Origin of the sequence: Streptomyces stoeckheimensis (assembly GCF_045822005.1) — a bacterium.
In the GTDB taxonomy this organism is placed as follows: Bacteria; Actinomycetota; Actinomycetes; order Streptomycetales; family Streptomycetaceae; genus Streptomyces; species Streptomyces stoeckheimensis.
This window is the reverse complement of the sequence record NZ_CP169550.1, coordinates 141293-157593: the sequence shown is the minus strand read 5'-3', so window position 1 is coordinate 157593 and position 16301 is coordinate 141293. Positions and strand designations below refer to the sequence as shown.

Here is a 16301-nt window from a genome sequence, read left to right as displayed (position 1 = left end):
CGCCCACGCGCCCCCCACACACCCCCTCACGCACCTCCTCACGCACGCCCACACCCACTCCCAAGGGGAACCCATGCGCCTGCAAGGGCTGCTGTCCTTTCCACTGACCCCGTTCACCACCGACGACAAGGTCGACCTGGCCGTCTTCGCCGACCACCTGGAGCAGCAGATCGCCGCCGGCCCGGCCGGCCTCTTCGTGGCCTGCGGCACCGGGGAGTTCACCGCACTCTCCGCCGACGAGTACCGCGACGTGGTCGCCACCGCCGTCCGCGTCGCCGACGGCCGCCTCCCCGTCGTCGCCGGCTGTGGCGGCGGCCCCCGGATGGCCGGCGAGTTCGCCGCGACCGCCGCCGAGTGCGGCGCCGACGGCCTGCTGCTCCTGCCGCCGTACCTCATCTCCTCCACACCGGCCGGGCTCCTCGAGCACATCCGCTACGTCGCCGCCGCGACCGCGCTCCCGATCACCGTCTACCAGCGGGCCAACGCCGTCCTCGACGAGGCCGCCGCCGTCGGGCTCCTCGACATCCCCACCGTCACCGGGATCAAGGACGGGCGCGGCGACGTCGACGCCATGCTGCGCCTCGTCACCGCCATCCGTACCAGTGGCCACCCGCGCGCCGCCGAGTTCGGCTTCCTCAACGGCCTCCCCACCGCCGAACTCTCCGTCCAGGCCTACGAGGCCATCGGCGTGGCCTGCTACTCCTCGGCCGTGCTCTGCTTCGCCCCCGACATCGCCACCGCCTTCCACCGCGCGGTGCGCGCCGGGAACACGGAGGCCGTGCAGGCACTGCTGGCCGAGTTCTACCTGCCGTTCGTCGCCCTGCGGGACGCCGCGCCCGGATATGCCGTCTCACTGGTCAAGGCCGGTGCGCGGCTCGCCGGTCTGGCCGTGGGCCACGTCAGGCCGCCGCTCGTGGACGCCTCACCGGAGCACGAACTCCTCCTCGCCGGCATCATCGCCCGCGGCCGCGCCGCCCTCGCCGCACTGGAGGTGTGATGCGCATCAGGGAGGTGGTCGTCACCCCGGTGGCGTTCCCCGACCCGCCCCTGCTCAACTCCGCCGGGGTGCACCAGCCGTGGGCCCTGCGCGCCATCGTGGAACTCCGCTGCGGCGACGGGCTGACAGGGCTCGGCGAGACCTACGGGGACGCCCCGCACCTCGCGCTGCTGCGGGAGGCCGCCGGAGCCCTGGTGGGCCTGGACCCGTACGACACGAACGGCCTGCTGCGCCGGATCCGGTCCGTACTCGGGGGCGCCGACGCCCCGGACCGGCACGGACTGACGGGCGGCTCCACCCCGGAGAAGACCGTGCTGCGGGTGCTCAGCCCGTTCGAGGTGGCCTGCCTCGACCTCCAGGGACAGCTGGCGGGACGGCCCGTCGCCGACCTGCTGGGCGGACGGGTCCGCGACCGGGTGCCGTACGCCGGGTACCTCTTCTACAAATGGGCCGGCCCCGATCCGTACGGGGAGGCGCTGGACCCGGACGGGATCGTGGCGCAGGCCAGGGCGATGGTGGACGCCTACGGCTTCCGCTCGCTCAAGCTGAAGGGCGGCGTGCGGCCGCCGGGGGAGGAGATCGACGCGATCCGCGCCCTGCGCGACGCCTTCCCCGATCACCCGCTGCGACTGGACCCCAACCAGGCCTGGACCGTGGAGACGTCGACGAAGGTGGCCGCGGAGACCGAGGGCCTGCTGGAGTACTTGGAGGACCCCACTCCCGGAATACCCGGCATGGCCGAGGTGGCACGGACGGCTCCCATGCCGCTGGCCACCAACATGGTCGTGGTCGGCACCCAGGACATCCCCGAGGGCTTCGGCCGGCGCGCCGTCGACGTGGTGCTGGCCGACCACCACTACTGGGGCGGTCTGCGGCGCTCCGTCGAACTCGCCGCGATCTGCGGAACGTTCGGCGTCGGCGTCTCCATGCACTCCAACAGCCACCTCGGGATCAGCCTGGCCGCCATGACCCATCTCGGGGCGGCACTGCCCGAGATGACCTACGCGGCGGACACCCACACGCCCTGGCAGTGCGGGGCCGACGTGCTTGCCGAACCGCTGGAGATCGAGGACGGCTCGGTCCTGGTCCCCGAGCGGCCGGGCCTAGGTGTGCGGCTCGATCCCGACGCGCTCGCCCGGCTGCACGGGAACTACCTGCGCTGCGGCATCCGGGAGCGCGACGACACCGGCTACATGCAGACCTTCGACCCCGACTACGAGAAGAGGCGCCCGCGTTGGTGACGCCGACCCCGACCTCCGCCCCGACCCCGACCTCCGCCCCGACCCCGACCTCCGCCCCGACCCCGACCCCGACCGAGGTCCGGCCCCCGTACGCGTCCCCCACGGTCTCCGGCCACGCCTACCCCTGGGACGTCGTCGGCGATCCCGGCTTCGCGGACCGTGTCCGCGAAGCCGGGCTGGACTCCGTCACCCTGGCCGTCAGCTACCACTCCACCCGCGCCGCCACCCCGCTGCACCCGGGCCACCGCTTCGTCGACGCCCGGCACTCCGCCCTCTACCGCCCCGTGCGGGCCGGTGCCTGGGCGGGACGCCGCCTGGTACCGACCGGCGCCGCCTGGGTGGAGGGCCCCGACCCGGCGGCCGCCGCCGCACTGGCCCTGTCCGAGGCCGGCATTCCGGTGAGCGCCTGGCTGGTACTGGCCCACAACAGCCTGCTGGGCACCCGGCACCCGGACCTCGCCGTCACCAACTGCTTCGGCGAGACCTACCCCTACGCGCTCTGCCCCGCGCAGGAAGAGGTCCGGGAGTACTGCGCCACCCTCGCCGCCGAAGCCCTGCGCGAGCTGCCCCCGGACGCGGTGCGCGGGGTTTCGCTGGAATCCGCGGGCCAGCTGGGCGCCGTACACGCCGGCTGCCACGAGAAGACCGACGGGGCCTACACGGCCGCGGAGCTGCGGGCCCTGTCGGTGTGCTGCTGCGCGGCCTGCCGCGCCGCGTGGCGGGCCGCCGGACTGGATCCGGACCGGGTGACACGGCGCCTGCGCGGCGGGCAGGACCTCCCGGCGGAGCTCGGGGAGGCACTCCTGCGCGTCAGGCACGAGGCCGCCGACGCCCTGCGCGGGCGGGTCCTGGACGCCGTACGGACGACGCTGCCCGGGGCGGAGGTGACCCTGCACGCCCACCCCGACCCATGGGCGACGGGCCCGTCACCCGGGCTCACCGAACGCGCCGTCACGGACGCGGACGCACTCCTGGTGCCGTGCTGGCCCACCGGACCGGAGAGCGCCGAACTGGTGTGGCAGGCCGTCGAATCGGGCCTGCCGGTGAACGCGTACGTCACCGCCCTGCCCCCCGCCGACCCGGCCGCGCTGCCCGCCCACGTACGGCGGCTGCGCGCCGCGGGCGCGACCCGGCTCAGCCTCTACCACCTCGGCCTGCTGCCCGGGGAACGACTGCCGCTGCTCGCGGCCCTGGCGAAGGAGTTCCGTGCATGACCCGTCCCCGCACCATCCTGCTGACCGGCGCCGCGGGCGGTGTCGCCACCCTGCTGCGCCCGCTCCTGCCCGCCTACGGCTACACGCTGCGCCTCGCCGACATCCGGCCGGTCGACGGGGCCGGGGGCACGGACTGCCTCACGTTCGACCTGCGGGACACCAACGCCGTGCGGGAGGCGGTGCGCGGAGTGGACGCCGTCGTGCACCTCGGCGGGATCTCCCTGGAGGACGGCTTCGAGGCCGTCCTCGACGCCAACATCCGCGGCACCTACCACCTCTACGAGGCGGTACGGGCGGAGGGCGTGCGCCGCGTGGTCTTCGCCAGCAGCAACCACGTCGAGGGATTCGTCCCGCTCACCGGCCGGCCCCTCCCCGCGGGTGAGCAGCTGCCGGTCCGGCCGGACACCTACTACGGACTGTCCAAGGCCTTCGGCGAGGGCCTGGCCTCCCTGTACGCGGACAAGTACGGCGTGGAGACGGTGTCGGTGCGCATCGGCTCCTGCTTCGAACGCCCCCGCACCGTGCGGATGCTGTCGACCTGGCTGAGCCCGGCCGACTGCGCCCGGCTGGTCCACGCCGCCCTGACCGCTCCCGACGTCGGCCACACGGTGGTCCACGGGATCAGCGCCAACACCCGTGCCTGGTGGGACCTCACCTCTGCCCGCGCCCTCGGCTACGCGCCGCAGGACGACGCGGAGTCCTACGCGACGGGGCTCCTGGCCGAGCACGGCGAACTCGACCCCGACCACGTGGACGCGCGCTTCGTGGGCGGACACTTCACGCGCACCGGGCTCGCTCCTTGACCGCCGCTACGGGTACCTGACCTGGGTGAGGTGCTCGGAGGTCCCTAACAGTGCGTCGGCGAGTGCCGGGTCAGAGGCTGCGTCGGTCTTGGCGTAGGCGGCCATCGGGCGGTGGCGCTGCTCGCTCTGCAGGTCGTTCAGGCGGTCGGGCCGAGCGGCTTCGGGCGACCATCGCGCTGACGGTGACCACGCGCGGCGCCGTGCTCGCGCCTAGGGCGGGGACGAGGTGACCGGTGAGGGCGAAGTGGCCGAGGTGATTGGTCGCCACCGTGAGCTCGAATCCGTCTTTGGTGGTGCGGCGCTCGGGGATGGCCATGATGCCCGCGTTGTTGACGAGGAGGTCCAGCGGCCGGCCTTCGGCCAGGACGGCGCCCGAGGAAGCGGCCACGGATTCCAGGCCGGGCAGGTCCAGGGCCAGAGGGACCAGCCGGACCCCGGGCTCCTGGAGAACCGGCCCCACCGACCACGAACGGACCCGGTCACGGGAAGCGCAGGGTGAGCGCCAGCCCACCTTCCCGGCCCGGCCGGGCCGTCAGGGTGGCGTGGTGTGCCCGGGCGATGGAGGCGGCGATGGAGAGTCCCAGGCCGTGGCCGGTGGTTGCGGTGCGATCTCCGTCGAGGCGCCGGAAGGGCTCGAACAGGTCGGGGATCCGGTCGGCAGGGACACGGGCGCCGGTGTTGGTCACCGTCACGGAGGAAGGGGCGAGCGCTACGAGGACGTGGCCGCCGGGGTGGTTGTACTGGATGGCATTGCGGACCAGGTTCGTCAGCAGGTGGCGCAGCAGGACCGGGTCACCGGAAACGACCAGCGGAACGCCGGCATCGGAATCGGAATCGGCATCGGTCCCGGCGTCGATCTCGAGGTGCAGGCCCGCTTCGGCCGCGAGCGGGGTGAGCTCGGCGGCCACGAGCCGGGTGGCGGCGACGAGGTCCACGGGCTCGGTCTTCTCCAGCCCGCGATCGCTGCGGGCCAGCAGCAGGAGCGCGTTGATGAGCTGTTCCGCCTCCCGGTTGGCGCCGAGCAGGTCTTCGCGTACTTCGCTGAGGCCGTCGGGCAGGGGATCGGCGAGGCCGACCTGAAGGGTGGTGCGCTGGACCGCGAGAGGTGTTTTCAGTTCGTGGGAGGCGTTGGCGACGAAGCGGCGCTGGCTCTCGAAGGACCGCTCGAGCCGGTCGAGCATCGTGTCGAAGGTGTCGGCGAGGCGGTGGAGTTCGTCGTCGGGGCCGGTGAGCGCCAGGCGTTGGTGCAAGTTCTGTTCGCTGATCCGGCGAACGGTGTCGGTCATGGAGGCGACCGGGTACAGGGCGCGTCCGGCGAGCCACCAGCCGAGGAGCCCGGCGAGCAGCGCCAGGACGAGGAGGCCGACGGCGGACCAGAGCACCATCTGACGCAGGGCGGTGTCCTGGACGGCCCGCACGGTCTGGTCGATCTTCTGGATCATGGCGACGTCACTCGGAGGTTCGCGTGTGAGGTCCGGGCGGGTCGGCTGCGCGGGTTCGAAGGGGTCGGCCCGCCCGCTCGGCAGGTCGCCGTACGTGACCGAGATGCCCTGGACCTGCTGGGCCGTTCCGTAGCGCGCGAGGACCACGACGAAGGCGAGGAGGAGGATGCCGGTGATCAGGAAGAGCCCGGAGAAGGCCAGGGCCAGCCGGGTGCGGAAGGGCATCCTGTGCAGGAGCGCCCGGGGGGTCAGTCGCACAGCCGGTATCCCTCTCCCTTGTCGGTGAGGATCAGGCAGGCGTCCCCGAGTTTGCCGCGCAGGCGGCTGACGGTGGTGCGGACCGCGCTGGTGCGCGTGTCGAGGTGCTGGTCCCAGACGGTGCGGACGATCTCGTCGTGGGCCACCGGCGCTCCGCCGGCCCGCATCAGCAGGCGCAGGACCGCCGTCTCCTTCGGGGACAGCTCGAGTGGAACTCCGGCCACGGACACCTCGCGGTGCGTCTCGTCCAGGGTGATGTTGCCGAAGCTGAGGACGGCGGGGGGCTGCTTGGGCGTACGGCGGCTCAGCGCCCTCACACGGGCGACGAGTTCGGTGAAGTCGAAGGGCTTCGCCAGGTAGTCGTCGGCGCCGAGTTCGGTGAGGCCGTAGACCCTGTCGGTGAGCTCGCCCGCAGCGGTGAGCATCAGGATCCGGGGAGGGGCGGTGAGCTCGCGCAGCCGTCGGCAGACCTCGTCGCCGCTCATGACGGGCAGGTCGCGGTCGAGGATCAGCACGTCGTAGGAGGTGAGCAGGCACATCCGCTCGGCCTCGTCGCCCGTGGCGGCGATGTCCACAGCCATCGCCTGGCGGCGGAGACCGGTGGCGATGGTGCGGGCGAGGACACGGTGATCTTCGGCTACCAGGACTCTCATGGCTCCAGGAAACCAAGATCGCGATTGCAGGCGGATAAGGACGCGGAGGCGCGTGCTCCGGACTGGTCGAAAGGGTGACCAGCCGGTTTCGCGGAGCCCGTCCTTATGTCGCTGTAACACGCTTATCTGCCAGCAAACAGCGGGCTGCTTTCGTCATCGGCATGAACTTCGTCAAGCGTGCCGGGACGAGCCTTGGTGCCAGAAAGTCCAAGACCGCCGCCTTGCTCGCGATCTTCCTCGTCATCTGCACCCTGCTCCTCGGAGGCTTTCTCCTCAAGGCCGCCGCGGCCCGCCAGGAAGCCGACGCGCAGCGCACCATCGGCGTCGACGTCACCGTCAGGAAGGAGGGACTCACCCCGGCCCTGGCCGACCGTCTCGGAGCACTGGCCCCGGTGCACCGCTACAACGCGGAGGTTCCGGTGCGGGCCGGCGCGCAGGGCCTCACGCCGCTGGCGTCGAAGGCCCCGGAGCCGGGCGGCGCCGCGGCAGATGACAGCAAGGGCGCGCTGTCCGTGAACGGCGTACGGGACTCGGGCATGCTGCTCCCCTTCTCGTACGGCTCGACGGAGCTCACGTCGGGCCGTGGCATCGCCCCCGAGGATGCGGGACGCGACGTCGCCGTGATCGAGCAGCGCCTGGCCGACGAGAACCGCCTGAAGGTGGGCGACACCCTCCACCTGCGCTCGGCGGACGGTGAGCGCACGACGCCCGTGACGGTCGTCGGCGTCTTCCGGGACCCGGCACGGGAACCGACGGTGTGGACGCCGCCGCACCAGCTGCCCGGCAACACGCTGTACGTCCCGGTGGCCACCGCGCAGAAGCTCGGCGCGGGCGCCGCGACGGTCAGCGCGGCGGTGCTCAAGATCGGCTCGCCGGACCGGGCCCGGCAGCTGCACGCCCAGACCGAGGAACTCCTGGGCAAGGACGGCTTCGACTTCCGCGTCAACGACAAGGCGTACAAGGACCAGGTCCTGCCCATCCAGCGCGTCGGCACCTTCGCCGGACTGATCGTCTGGGTGATCGCCCTGGCCGGAGCGCTGATCCTCGGGCTCATCGTGATGCTGCAGATCCGCGAGCGGCGCTCCGAGCTCGGAGTGCTGCTCGCGCTGGGCGAGAAGAAGTGGAAGCTCATCGGCCAGCACGCCGTGGAGGTCGCGGCCGTGGCCCTGCCCGCGGTCGCACTCGCCGCTTCGGCGCTCTCGCTGGCCGGTCAGAGCGCCGGTGAGGCACTCCTCGGCCGAGAGGACGACAAGCCGGTATCGGCGCCCCGCGCCCCGGACACCGAGATCGCCCGGCCGACGGTGCGGGTCGAGCCGGCCGATGTCGGCAAGGTCGCCGGCATCGCGCTGGGGATCTCCCTGGTCTCCACCGTCATCCCCGGCATCGGGATCCTGCGCCTGCACCCCCGCTCCATCCTCACCGACACCGCATAGCCGCCCCATGCCCCACGCCCCGCCTCACAGGACAGCCGACCTCCGGCACGGACCGAGAAAGCCGATCCCCATGAACTTCGTCAAACGTGCAGGGCTCAGCCTGTGGGCCCGCAAGGGCCGCACCCTGATCACCCTCGCCACCTTCCTCGTCATCTCCGTCATGGTGTTGGCGGGCGTCCTGATCAACGCCGCGACGGCACGCGCCGAACGGGACGCCAAACGCTCGGTCGGCGCCGAGGTCAATCTCGACATGGACATGAGCCGGATGGGCAACGCCGCGCAACTCCAGGCGCCCAGCATCGAGGCCGCGACGGTCGACAGGATCGGAGCCCTGCCCCAGGTGCAGAAGTACACGTACTCGACGTGGGACCGAGCCCTCCTCACGGGCAAGAACAAACTGGTCGACGGCGGACCGAAGGAGCCCATGGGCCCCGGTGGCACCGTGGGCATGGGAGTACTCGACTCCTCGCTGCTGCCCGATTTCCGCAGCGGCAAGTCCACCCTCGTGTCCGGCGGTCACATCACGGCCGCCGACAAGGACACGAAGCGGCTCCTGATCGAGGAGCGCCTGGCCCGGCAGAACGGCCTCGAGGTCGGCGACGAGATCACCCTCACCGGCAACGACGAGAAGACCACGGGGGAGTTCACCGTGGGCGGCGTCTACCGCGATCCGCGCCCCACCACCGAGGCCGACGCCGAATACGGCATCAGCCCGGCCAACATGCTGTACGGATCGGTGGGCGGCCTCTCCGTGCTCGGCTCCGAAGGCGGCGGACCGAGGAAGGTCGGCAAGGCGACGTTCCTCCTCCAGGACGCGGACGCGCAGGGCGCGTTCAAGAGCGAGGCGAAGCGGATCGCGGGCGCGGCGCTCGCCGGCTTCAAGCTGGACGCCAACGACAAGGCCGTCCAGCAGATGACCGGCCCCCTCAAGAGCATCCGCTCCACGGCCACCGTCGCCATGTGGCTGATGGTCCTCGGGGGCGCGGCCGTACTCGCCCTCCTCGTCAACCTCGCCGTCAAGCAGCGCCGCACGGAGTACGGCGTCCTGCTGGCGATCGGCGAGAAGAAGTCCAGGCTCATCGCCCAGCAGGTCCTGGAGATCGTCGCCGTCGCCGTCATCGCCATCGGCGGGAGCGCCCTCCTCGCCCCGCAGCTGACCCAGAGCGCCGGCCAGGCGCTGCTCGGCAAGGAAGCCTCCGCCGCCGAGCGGAAACTCGGCTCCTGGAAGCCCCCGGCCCTCGGCAGCACCGGACTCGACCAGGGCATCGACCCGAACGACAAACCCGTGGAGAACGCCGACCCCATCGACAAGATCACCGTCGCGCTCGATCCGGCGGACCTCGCCACGGTCGGCGGCGTCGGCCTCGGCATCGGCCTCCTCGCCACCGCCGTCCCGGCCGCGTCCGTACTGCGCCTGAGCCCCCGCACCATCCTCACGAAGGGCAAGTGACCCGCCATGACCACCGCCACCCCGCCCCCGCCCGCCCTGCGCCTCGCGGGCATCAGCCACACCTACTCCGGCCAGCGCCGCAGGACCACGGTCCTGAGGGACGTCGACTACTCCTTCGAACGCGGCACCTTCTACACCATCCTGGGCCCCTCGGGGAGCGGCAAGACCACCCTGCTCTCGCTCGCCAGCGGCCTCGACACCCCCACCAAGGGCGCGATCACCTTCGACGGTCACGACCTCACCACGCTCGGCCTGGGCCGCTACCGCAACAAACACGCCGCCACGATCTTCCAGCAGTACAACCTCCTCACCTACATGACCGCCCTTCAGAACGTCACCACCGCCATGGAGATCACCGGCGCGAAGCCCCCGACCGGAAGCCGCAAGGCACGAGCCCTGCAGCTGCTGGAGAGCATCGGCCTCGACAAGGCGATAACCGCCCGCAACGTCATGCAACTCTCCGGCGGCCAGCAGCAGCGCGTCGCCATCGCCCGCGCGCTCGCCTGCGACGTCGACATCCTCTTCGCCGACGAACCCACCGGAAACCTCGACGAGGACACCGCCCAGGGCATCATCGACACCTTCCGCGACCTCGCCCACCAGCAGGACAAGTGCGTGGTCGTCGTCACCCACTCGCAGCAACTGGCCGCCCAGTCCGACCGCGTCCTCACCCTGCGCAAGGGCAAGCTCACGGAGCAGACGACCAGCGCCCGGTGAACACACGCACGAGCACGCGCCCCCTCCCACCTCCAGACCGTGCATCACAGTGAGTACGGATGCCCTACCCTCAGTGACGACAGTGGTTGCGGCAAGGCGAAAGAGGCAGGTGGACCGGGATGCGCGAAACACGACGCGTGGCGCGGGTGCTGGGGGCGTGCGCTGCGGCGCTGACCCTGGCGTTGGCGGCGCCGGGTACGGCACAGGCGGCGAACGGAGTGCTGTTCATCGATCGGGCGCCGGTGCATGACCCGTCAGGCTGCTACCCGTTGGGAGACTTCGTGCCCTCGGAGGTCGCCAACTTCACGGACGAGACCGCCTTCGTGTGGTCGGGCCCCCACTGCGACGGGCGGGTGACGGGCGCCGTCCTGCCGGGCCGGCTGGTCCGCCCCGCCCCCGGCATGAGCCTGTTCATCCAGTAACAGCACCTCCGACTCGTGGAAAGAGCCCCTGGACCGTGCTGGTGCGACGAGCGCTCTCAAGTCGTCGCCGCCGGCGCGGGTGGGGGAGGTGTCATTGGCGGGTCAGGAACGCACGGAGCGCGGCGCCGGTCTCCTTCGGGTGCGTGAGGAGCCCTGCGTGTGCGGCGCCGGCGATGACGGTGAGTTCGCCTCGCGGCAGGGCGTCGGCGGCGACCTTGGACGCGTGCGGCGGGAAGTAGAGGTCGTGCTCGAAGCCCAGGACCAGCACGGGGATGGTGATGTCGGCGAGCGCGGCCATGCGGTGCGGGTCGCGCAACCACGCTTCGGCTGCGGTGGCCTGGCCCACCTCCCCGTCGGGCGAGGTCCAGAGGCCTTCCTGGGCTCCGAGGAGCTCCAGCCAGGTGCGGGTCTGCTCCTCGTCATCGCGCAGGACGGCCGGCGGCAGGCTGGAGAGCAGGGTCTGCAGGCGCGTGAACGCGGCGGGCAGCCGACCGGTCGCGGCGATCAGCTCGGCCTCCGCGTCCAGCATCGCGTCGAGGACCCCGGTGACCGGTCCGGCGCCCGCCATGAGCACCGCGGAGGCCACCAGGTCGGGCCGCGTACGGGCCAGCAGCTCGACGGTGAAGCTCCCCAGCGAGTACCCCACGACCGCGGCGCCGGTCAGGCCGAGGGCGTCCATCAGCCCCGCCAGGTCCCCGGCCAGGTCCGCCATCGAGCACACCGCTGCGGGGGCGTCGGAAGGGGCGACACCGCGCGCGGCATAGGTGATCACCTCGAAGCCCGCCCGCACCAGGCCTTCACGGACCCCGCACAGCTCCCATGCCACCGGCGGCATCCCCGTACCACCTGCCAGCACCACCGGCCGCCCTCGCCCTGTTCGCTCGTACGCGATCCGCACCCCGTCCACGACCACCGACTCCACGCGCGCCCCCTGATCCGTGCTGATGGGTCAGGGCAGGATGCCCGCCCCGGAGACAAGAGTCCATGACCTACGTGCCTTCGGCGGCGGCCCTCGTAAAGCTCTGAATATCCTCGACTTCACGCAAAGCCTGTGCTCCGGAGAACACGGCTTGTCCTAGCGTGAGGCCCATCGTCCTGCCGATATCCGGCAGGGGAGTTGCACGGGGGATTTCATGCCGCGACACAACGGCCGAGACCGGTGAGGCGTATGCCAACTACACCCAGATCAACTGGACCTCTTCCGGAACGTGGACGCTGCCGTACCCCAGCCCGTGGCTGAAGCTCCCGTAGACCCGCCACATCCCTGACCGTCCCTGCCGCGGGTCCGCGCGCGCCTCGACGTCCCGGTCGCGGCCGAGGAGCGCCCGGCCCCGCGCGTCGCCGAGAGCCAGGTCCCCGCGCATCCTTCGTGCCGCCCCAGGGCGCGGCGTTCGTGGAGCGGAAGGGGCTGCCCGAGGACAGCCCCTCAGTCGGCGCTGTGTCATCCGCTCACAGCTGGTCAGTGCGTGTCGATGACCTTTACGGCGACCGGGGTTCCGGCCTCCACCGTGCGGCTGACCGTGCAGAGCTTGTCGTGGGAGGTCTTCACGGCGCGCGGCAGGATCGCTGCGGCCCGGTCGCCCCCCTCGCCTCCGGGGAAGCGGACGGTGAAGGCGACCTGGAGGTCGGTCATGTGGTTGCCGCCCGCGTCCTCGGCCTTGTGCCCGTGGACGGCGACGGAGAACTCGGTGGGTTCGGCGTGCCGGCTGGTGGCGACGTCCACGTCCGCCGCGGAGCAGCCGCCGATCGCGGCGAGGAAGAGCTCGACGGGGGTGAAGCCCCCGCCGGATCCGGTGCCGAAGGTGATCGTGTCACCGCGGGAGTTGGTCGCGGTGAACATGCCCGGACCGGTCCGCTCGACGGTGACGGAGCGCAGAGAATCAGCAGTCATGACGTCGACGTTAGTCCCGCCACCACCTCAACCTCGCGCACGGCACCCGCTAAGCCCGCCGCGGCCCTGAAAGTGCTCGCCGCCGAAGAAGGCCAGGCTGTACGGGCGGTGGCGCCCGCTCACCGGGCACCGGCTGGAGTGCCTGCCGGAATTGGCTGGCAGGTGCATGACGTGCCGGTCGGGTGCGGGGCTACGTTCTTAGGGCTCCGGAGGGGCGGCTGTCCGAACGTGCGGGCCACCGGCGGGCGGTGGCGGCGTCTCCAGTGCCCCGGTTCCGCCGAGGGGCCGGGTCTCCCCCCACGGATGAAGGAAGACGACCATGTCTCTGGGCACCTGGCTGAAAGTCGGCACCGCCGCCGCCGCAATGGTCCTCGCGACGGCAACCGCCGCGACCGCGGCACCCACGCCCATACCGGACGCCGCCGCAGCGGTGGTGACACTCCGATACGACGACAGCCGGGCCGCCGGCTGGGAAGCGGCCATCACGGCCGGTGTCGCTTCCTGGAACGCGAACGTCACCAACGTTCGGCTGGTGGAGGCCCCGCCCGGGGTCCGGGCCGAGATCGTCATCGTGGCCACCACCGGCTGGCCGCAGGCCACCCTCGGTCCGGTGCGTCCCGGGCGACAGGTGCGAGTCGAACTCGGCGCGCAGGCTGTGAGCCAGGGGTACGACAAGACGCGCATCGCGGCGCACGAGCTGGGCCACAGCCTGGGCCTCCCGGACACCAAGCCGGGGCCGTGCTCCCAGCTGATGTCCGGGTCCAGCGCCGGGACGGCCTGCACCAACGCCGTGCCCAACGCGACCGAGCGGTCCCGCGTGCAGAACGCGTACGCGAACGGACTGGCGGCCATCGTGCCGACCGACGGCCGGGTACTCGTCGACGCCCCCTGACCGGCGGGTCGGCAGGGGTGGGCCGGTGCGGTGCCCTGGCCGGGACGGGACTCCCGGAGGACGCAGCCCGGCCCACTGCCAGCCTCCATCAGGTACGAGGGCGCCGTGATGTGCCAGTGGTCCTCCACTGTCGTCGCAGGCGTACCGGCGCCGCCAGTCCACGGTCCACGGTCCACCCGGGCGTGCCCGGGTTTCAGTCCGGATCGATCGCCGCGAAGGCGGCGGCCCACCGCTGGGCGCGTACGGGGTCCTTGCCGAGTCCGCCGGACCGGGGACGTTCGTCGGCATCGGCGGTGGGGCCGGCCCGTCGACACCGCCGAGCGCGAGGCGCCGCTGCGCTACGCCGGGGACGGTCCACACGCCACCCGTGCGCGCAGGGCGGCCCCCCACTCTCCCGGTGCGGGAAGCCCAACTGACGTGCCGGGAACGGGAACCGGCGTGATCGTGCCCGCGTGAATGTCGGCGACGGGGCTTAGCGTGTACGGACGGAAGCGGGGGCCGTTCACGCACGGATGCGTGATCCCCGGCACACACATGACGTGTGCCGGGGCAGAGCCCCACGGTTCGATCCTCAGGGGGGATCTTGACTACATCGCACCGCACGCCACCGCAGCGCAGACGGCTGCGCGCTCTGGCCGTCGGGAGCGTTCTCGCCCTGGCCGCCGGCGCCCTGGCTGCCGCGCCGAGCGTCGCCGCGCCGAGCGTTGCCACGCCGAGCATCACCGCGCCGAGCTTGGCCGCGCCGAGCTTGGCCGTGCCGAGCCCGGCCGTGCCGAGCCCGGCCGTGCCGGAGCCGGGACCGTCCGCCGTGACCGGAACGGACGGAAGTCAAAAGCTCCCGACCGTCGTCATGCCGACCCGGGTCCCGGCCCGGGTGGCCGCTGCCGCCAAGCCGCGGCACGACGTCGACGGCGACGGCGTCAGCGACATGATCGTCATGGAGTACGACCAGGCCACGGCCGTCTACCTGTCGTCGATCAGGGCCTGGAGCGAATACACGGTCTACAAGGCCGATCCGGATCCCGAGGCCTCCTTCAAGGACCTGCTGCCGGTCGGCGACGTCGGCGGCACCACCCAGCCCGAACTCCTCTCGCTCACGTTCGACGGCGTGCTCACGCTCCTCGAGGCGGGCGTGAAGAGCACCTCGGCGCCCCTGTGGACGGGCCGCGGCTGGCAGATCTACAACCGGATCATCGCCACCGGCGATCTGACCGGCGACCGCCGCCCCGATCTGCTGGCCCGGGACCCCGCCGGCGACCTGTGGCTGTACACCGGAACCGGGACGGTCAGCAGGCCCTTCAACTCCCGGGTCAAGGTCGGCTCCGGCTGGGGGATCTACGACCAGATCGTGGGCGCCAACGATGTCGACGGCGACGGCATCGGCGACGTCGTCACCCGCACCCTGACCGGTGAGCTGTGGTTCCACAAGGGAGCCGGCAGCGCCACCGCCCCGCTCAAGCCGCGTGTCAAGGTCGGCACCGGCTGGAACAAGTACAACGTGATCACCGGCTCCGACGATGGCGACGGAGACGGCCGCAGCGACCTGCTCGCCCGCGACCACAACGGCGTGGAGTACTGGTTCAAGTCGATCGGTGGCGGCAAGTTCGCCGCACCCGCCTACTTCGGCAGCGGCTACGAACTCAACAAGTTCATCGTCGGCGCGGGCACCACATCGCTCTTCGGCAAGGGCCAGAACCTGATGACCCAGGCAGACAACGTACTGGTCAAGTACCACGCCTTGGCCGACGGCACCTACTACGGGACGGCGTACCAGGCCGGCAAGGAGACACCCGGCTCCCGCAACACGTTCGCCACGGGCCTCAACAGCCACAACCACGCCAGCTACGTGCAGAACATCGGCACCGACCTCTACGTCCGCGGCGTGAAGGTCAGTACGTCGTGGAACTACACCATGATGGTCGGCCCCGGCGACCTCACGGGCGACGGCAAGGGCGACCTGGTCAGCCGTGACTCCGCCGGCGTCCTGTGGCTGCACCCCGGTGACGGCCGGCTGTACACGAAGTTCGGCACGCCCATCAAGGTCGGCACCGGCTGGAACGTCTACAACACCCTCGTCGGCGCTGGCGACTACTCCGGGGACGGGCGGCCCGACCTGCTCGCCCGGGACGCCGCCGGCGGCCTCTTCCTCTACAAGGGCACCGGCACGGCCAGCGCGCCGTTCGCCGCCCGGGAGCAGGTCGGCAGCGGCTTCAACCAGTACGACAAGCTGTTCGTCCCGGGCGACATCAACGGCGACAGCAAGGGCGACCTGTTGGCCCGGCTCCCGGGAGGCGACGTGTACACGTACACCTCGACCGGCAAGACCGGTACGGCCACGTTCGCTCCCCGGGTGAAGTTCGGCTCCGGGTGGAACATCTACAAGAACATGCTCTGACCACCGCGGCCCCGGGCCGCTGAGAGCGACGGCGCGGGCCCGCCCGCCGGCCCCGGCCGGCGACCGGGCCCGCGCCCGACTACGGGTTGTGACCACTCCGCATGCCGGCCAAGGTGCCTCAGGTGCCTTTCCAGTACCCGGCGTGCGGTATCCGGAACGTTCCGGACCGCACGAAGGTCCAGCGTGTGGCTACGGTCAGCTCGGTGCCGGCATTCGTCATTTCCGGCACGTTCGACGTGAAGACCGGCGCGAGTTGGGCGAAGGACGCGGCCCGCCACCTGTCCCGCTCGACCGCCGTGGAGGTCCCCGGAATCGGCCACTGGGTGGTCCAGCAGTCCTCGTGCGCGCAGAGCGTGCCGACCTCCTTCCTCGCTCGCCCGACCGCGCCCGACACCACGTGCGTGGACGGTCTCGAGCCCGAACCGTTCACGCTCGTCCCGAAGTAGCCGGGAGGCCGGACGACACGCCACCAACCGCCCCCGTCGTTGCCACA

At 71.7% G+C, this 16301-nt stretch carries 17 protein-coding genes; 11 read left to right on the top strand and 6 right to left on the bottom strand.

The window, feature by feature from the left end; genetic code table 11:
* Window positions 1-73: 73 nt before the first annotated feature.
* Genes ACE1OC_RS00725 through ACE1OC_RS00710 form a run of 4 tightly spaced genes read left to right on the top strand, consistent with a single transcriptional unit; the run spans window position 74 to window position 4255 of the window.
* Window positions 74-997 carry a 5-dehydro-4-deoxyglucarate dehydratase gene (locus tag ACE1OC_RS00725; protein ID WP_407835263.1) on the top strand — a complete coding sequence of 308 codons (924 nt, stop codon included), beginning with the start codon at window positions 74-76 and terminating at the stop codon, window positions 995-997.
* A complete protein-coding gene (locus ACE1OC_RS00720) occupies window positions 997-2238 on the top strand; it encodes a glucarate dehydratase family protein (protein WP_407835262.1) in 1242 nt (413 codons plus the stop codon). Before ACE1OC_RS00725 ends, ACE1OC_RS00720 begins: the two co-directional genes overlap by 1 nt.
* Window positions 2235-3452: a hypothetical protein gene (locus ACE1OC_RS00715; RefSeq protein WP_407835261.1), complete on the top strand. Its 1218-nt coding sequence runs from the start codon at window positions 2235-2237 to the stop codon at window positions 3450-3452. The genes ACE1OC_RS00720 and ACE1OC_RS00715 overlap by 4 nt, the downstream gene beginning before the upstream one ends.
* A complete protein-coding gene (locus ACE1OC_RS00710) occupies window positions 3449-4255 on the top strand; it encodes an NAD-dependent epimerase/dehydratase family protein (protein ID WP_407835260.1) in 807 nt (268 codons plus the stop codon). The genes ACE1OC_RS00715 and ACE1OC_RS00710 overlap by 4 nt, the downstream gene beginning before the upstream one ends.
* Before the next feature lie 70 nt (window positions 4256-4325).
* Here the strand turns inward: ACE1OC_RS00710 and ACE1OC_RS00705 are convergent, their stop codons facing one another.
* Genes ACE1OC_RS00705 through ACE1OC_RS00695 form a run of 3 tightly spaced genes read right to left on the bottom strand, consistent with a single transcriptional unit; the run spans window position 4326 to window position 6608 of the window.
* A complete protein-coding gene (locus tag ACE1OC_RS00705; RefSeq protein ID WP_407835259.1) occupies window positions 4326-4715 on the bottom strand; it encodes an SDR family NAD(P)-dependent oxidoreductase in 390 nt (129 codons plus the stop codon).
* A 19-nt stretch (window positions 4716-4734) separates the two neighbouring features.
* A complete protein-coding gene (locus ACE1OC_RS00700; RefSeq protein WP_407835258.1) occupies window positions 4735-5955 on the bottom strand; it encodes a sensor histidine kinase in 1221 nt (406 codons plus the stop codon).
* A complete protein-coding gene (locus tag ACE1OC_RS00695; protein ID WP_407835257.1) occupies window positions 5946-6608 on the bottom strand; it encodes a response regulator transcription factor in 663 nt (220 codons plus the stop codon). The genes ACE1OC_RS00700 and ACE1OC_RS00695 overlap by 10 nt, the downstream gene beginning before the upstream one ends.
* Before the next feature lie 161 nt (window positions 6609-6769).
* Here ACE1OC_RS00695 and ACE1OC_RS00690 point away from each other — a divergent pair, with 161 nt between their 5' ends.
* The 4 genes from ACE1OC_RS00690 to ACE1OC_RS00675 all read left to right on the top strand — a co-directional run bounded on the left by ACE1OC_RS00690 (window position 6770) and on the right by ACE1OC_RS00675 (window position 10630).
* Complete coding sequence (locus ACE1OC_RS00690) at window positions 6770-8041, top strand: ABC transporter permease (RefSeq protein ID WP_407835256.1); 1272 nt, start codon at window positions 6770-6772, stop codon at window positions 8039-8041.
* A 70-nt stretch (window positions 8042-8111) separates the two neighbouring features.
* Complete coding sequence (locus tag ACE1OC_RS00685) at window positions 8112-9491, top strand: ABC transporter permease (RefSeq protein WP_407835255.1); 1380 nt, start codon at window positions 8112-8114, stop codon at window positions 9489-9491.
* A 6-nt stretch (window positions 9492-9497) separates the two neighbouring features.
* Window positions 9498-10208, top strand: a complete 711-nt coding sequence (locus ACE1OC_RS00680; protein ID WP_407835254.1) for an ABC transporter ATP-binding protein — start codon at window positions 9498-9500, stop codon at window positions 10206-10208.
* A gap of 119 nt (window positions 10209-10327) precedes the next feature.
* On the top strand, window positions 10328-10630 hold the full coding sequence (locus ACE1OC_RS00675; protein ID WP_407835253.1) for a hypothetical protein: 303 nt from the start codon (window positions 10328-10330) through the stop codon (window positions 10628-10630).
* 91 nt (window positions 10631-10721) lie between these two features.
* Here ACE1OC_RS00675 and ACE1OC_RS00670 read toward each other — a convergent pair whose 3' ends face one another.
* From ACE1OC_RS00670 to ACE1OC_RS00660, 3 genes are all read right to left on the bottom strand, one after another.
* A complete protein-coding gene (locus ACE1OC_RS00670; RefSeq protein ID WP_407835252.1) occupies window positions 10722-11552 on the bottom strand; it encodes an alpha/beta fold hydrolase in 831 nt (276 codons plus the stop codon).
* A 253-nt stretch (window positions 11553-11805) separates the two neighbouring features.
* Entirely contained in the window at window positions 11806-11994 is a 189-nt protein-coding gene (locus ACE1OC_RS00665) for a hypothetical protein (RefSeq protein ID WP_407835251.1), read from the bottom strand.
* 95 nt (window positions 11995-12089) lie between these two features.
* Window positions 12090-12521 carry an OsmC family protein gene (locus tag ACE1OC_RS00660; RefSeq protein ID WP_407835250.1) on the bottom strand — a complete coding sequence of 144 codons (432 nt, stop codon included), beginning with the start codon at window positions 12519-12521 and terminating at the stop codon, window positions 12090-12092.
* 319 nt (window positions 12522-12840) lie between these two features.
* On the opposite strand from ACE1OC_RS00660, the gene ACE1OC_RS00655 reads away from it, so the two are divergent.
* The 3 genes from ACE1OC_RS00655 (at window position 12841) to ACE1OC_RS00645 (ending at window position 16254) form a co-directional block, all read left to right on the top strand.
* Window positions 12841-13413, top strand: coding sequence for a snapalysin family zinc-dependent metalloprotease (locus tag ACE1OC_RS00655; protein ID WP_407835249.1), 573 nt, complete (start codon window positions 12841-12843; stop codon window positions 13411-13413).
* Window positions 13414-13996: 583 nt separating this feature from the next.
* Window positions 13997-15808 carry an FG-GAP repeat domain-containing protein gene (locus tag ACE1OC_RS00650; protein ID WP_407835248.1) on the top strand — a complete coding sequence of 604 codons (1812 nt, stop codon included), beginning with the start codon at window positions 13997-13999 and terminating at the stop codon, window positions 15806-15808.
* 101 nt (window positions 15809-15909) lie between these two features.
* On the top strand, window positions 15910-16254 hold the full coding sequence (locus ACE1OC_RS00645; protein ID WP_407835247.1) for an alpha/beta hydrolase: 345 nt from the start codon (window positions 15910-15912) through the stop codon (window positions 16252-16254).
* Window positions 16255-16301 lie beyond the last annotated feature (47 nt).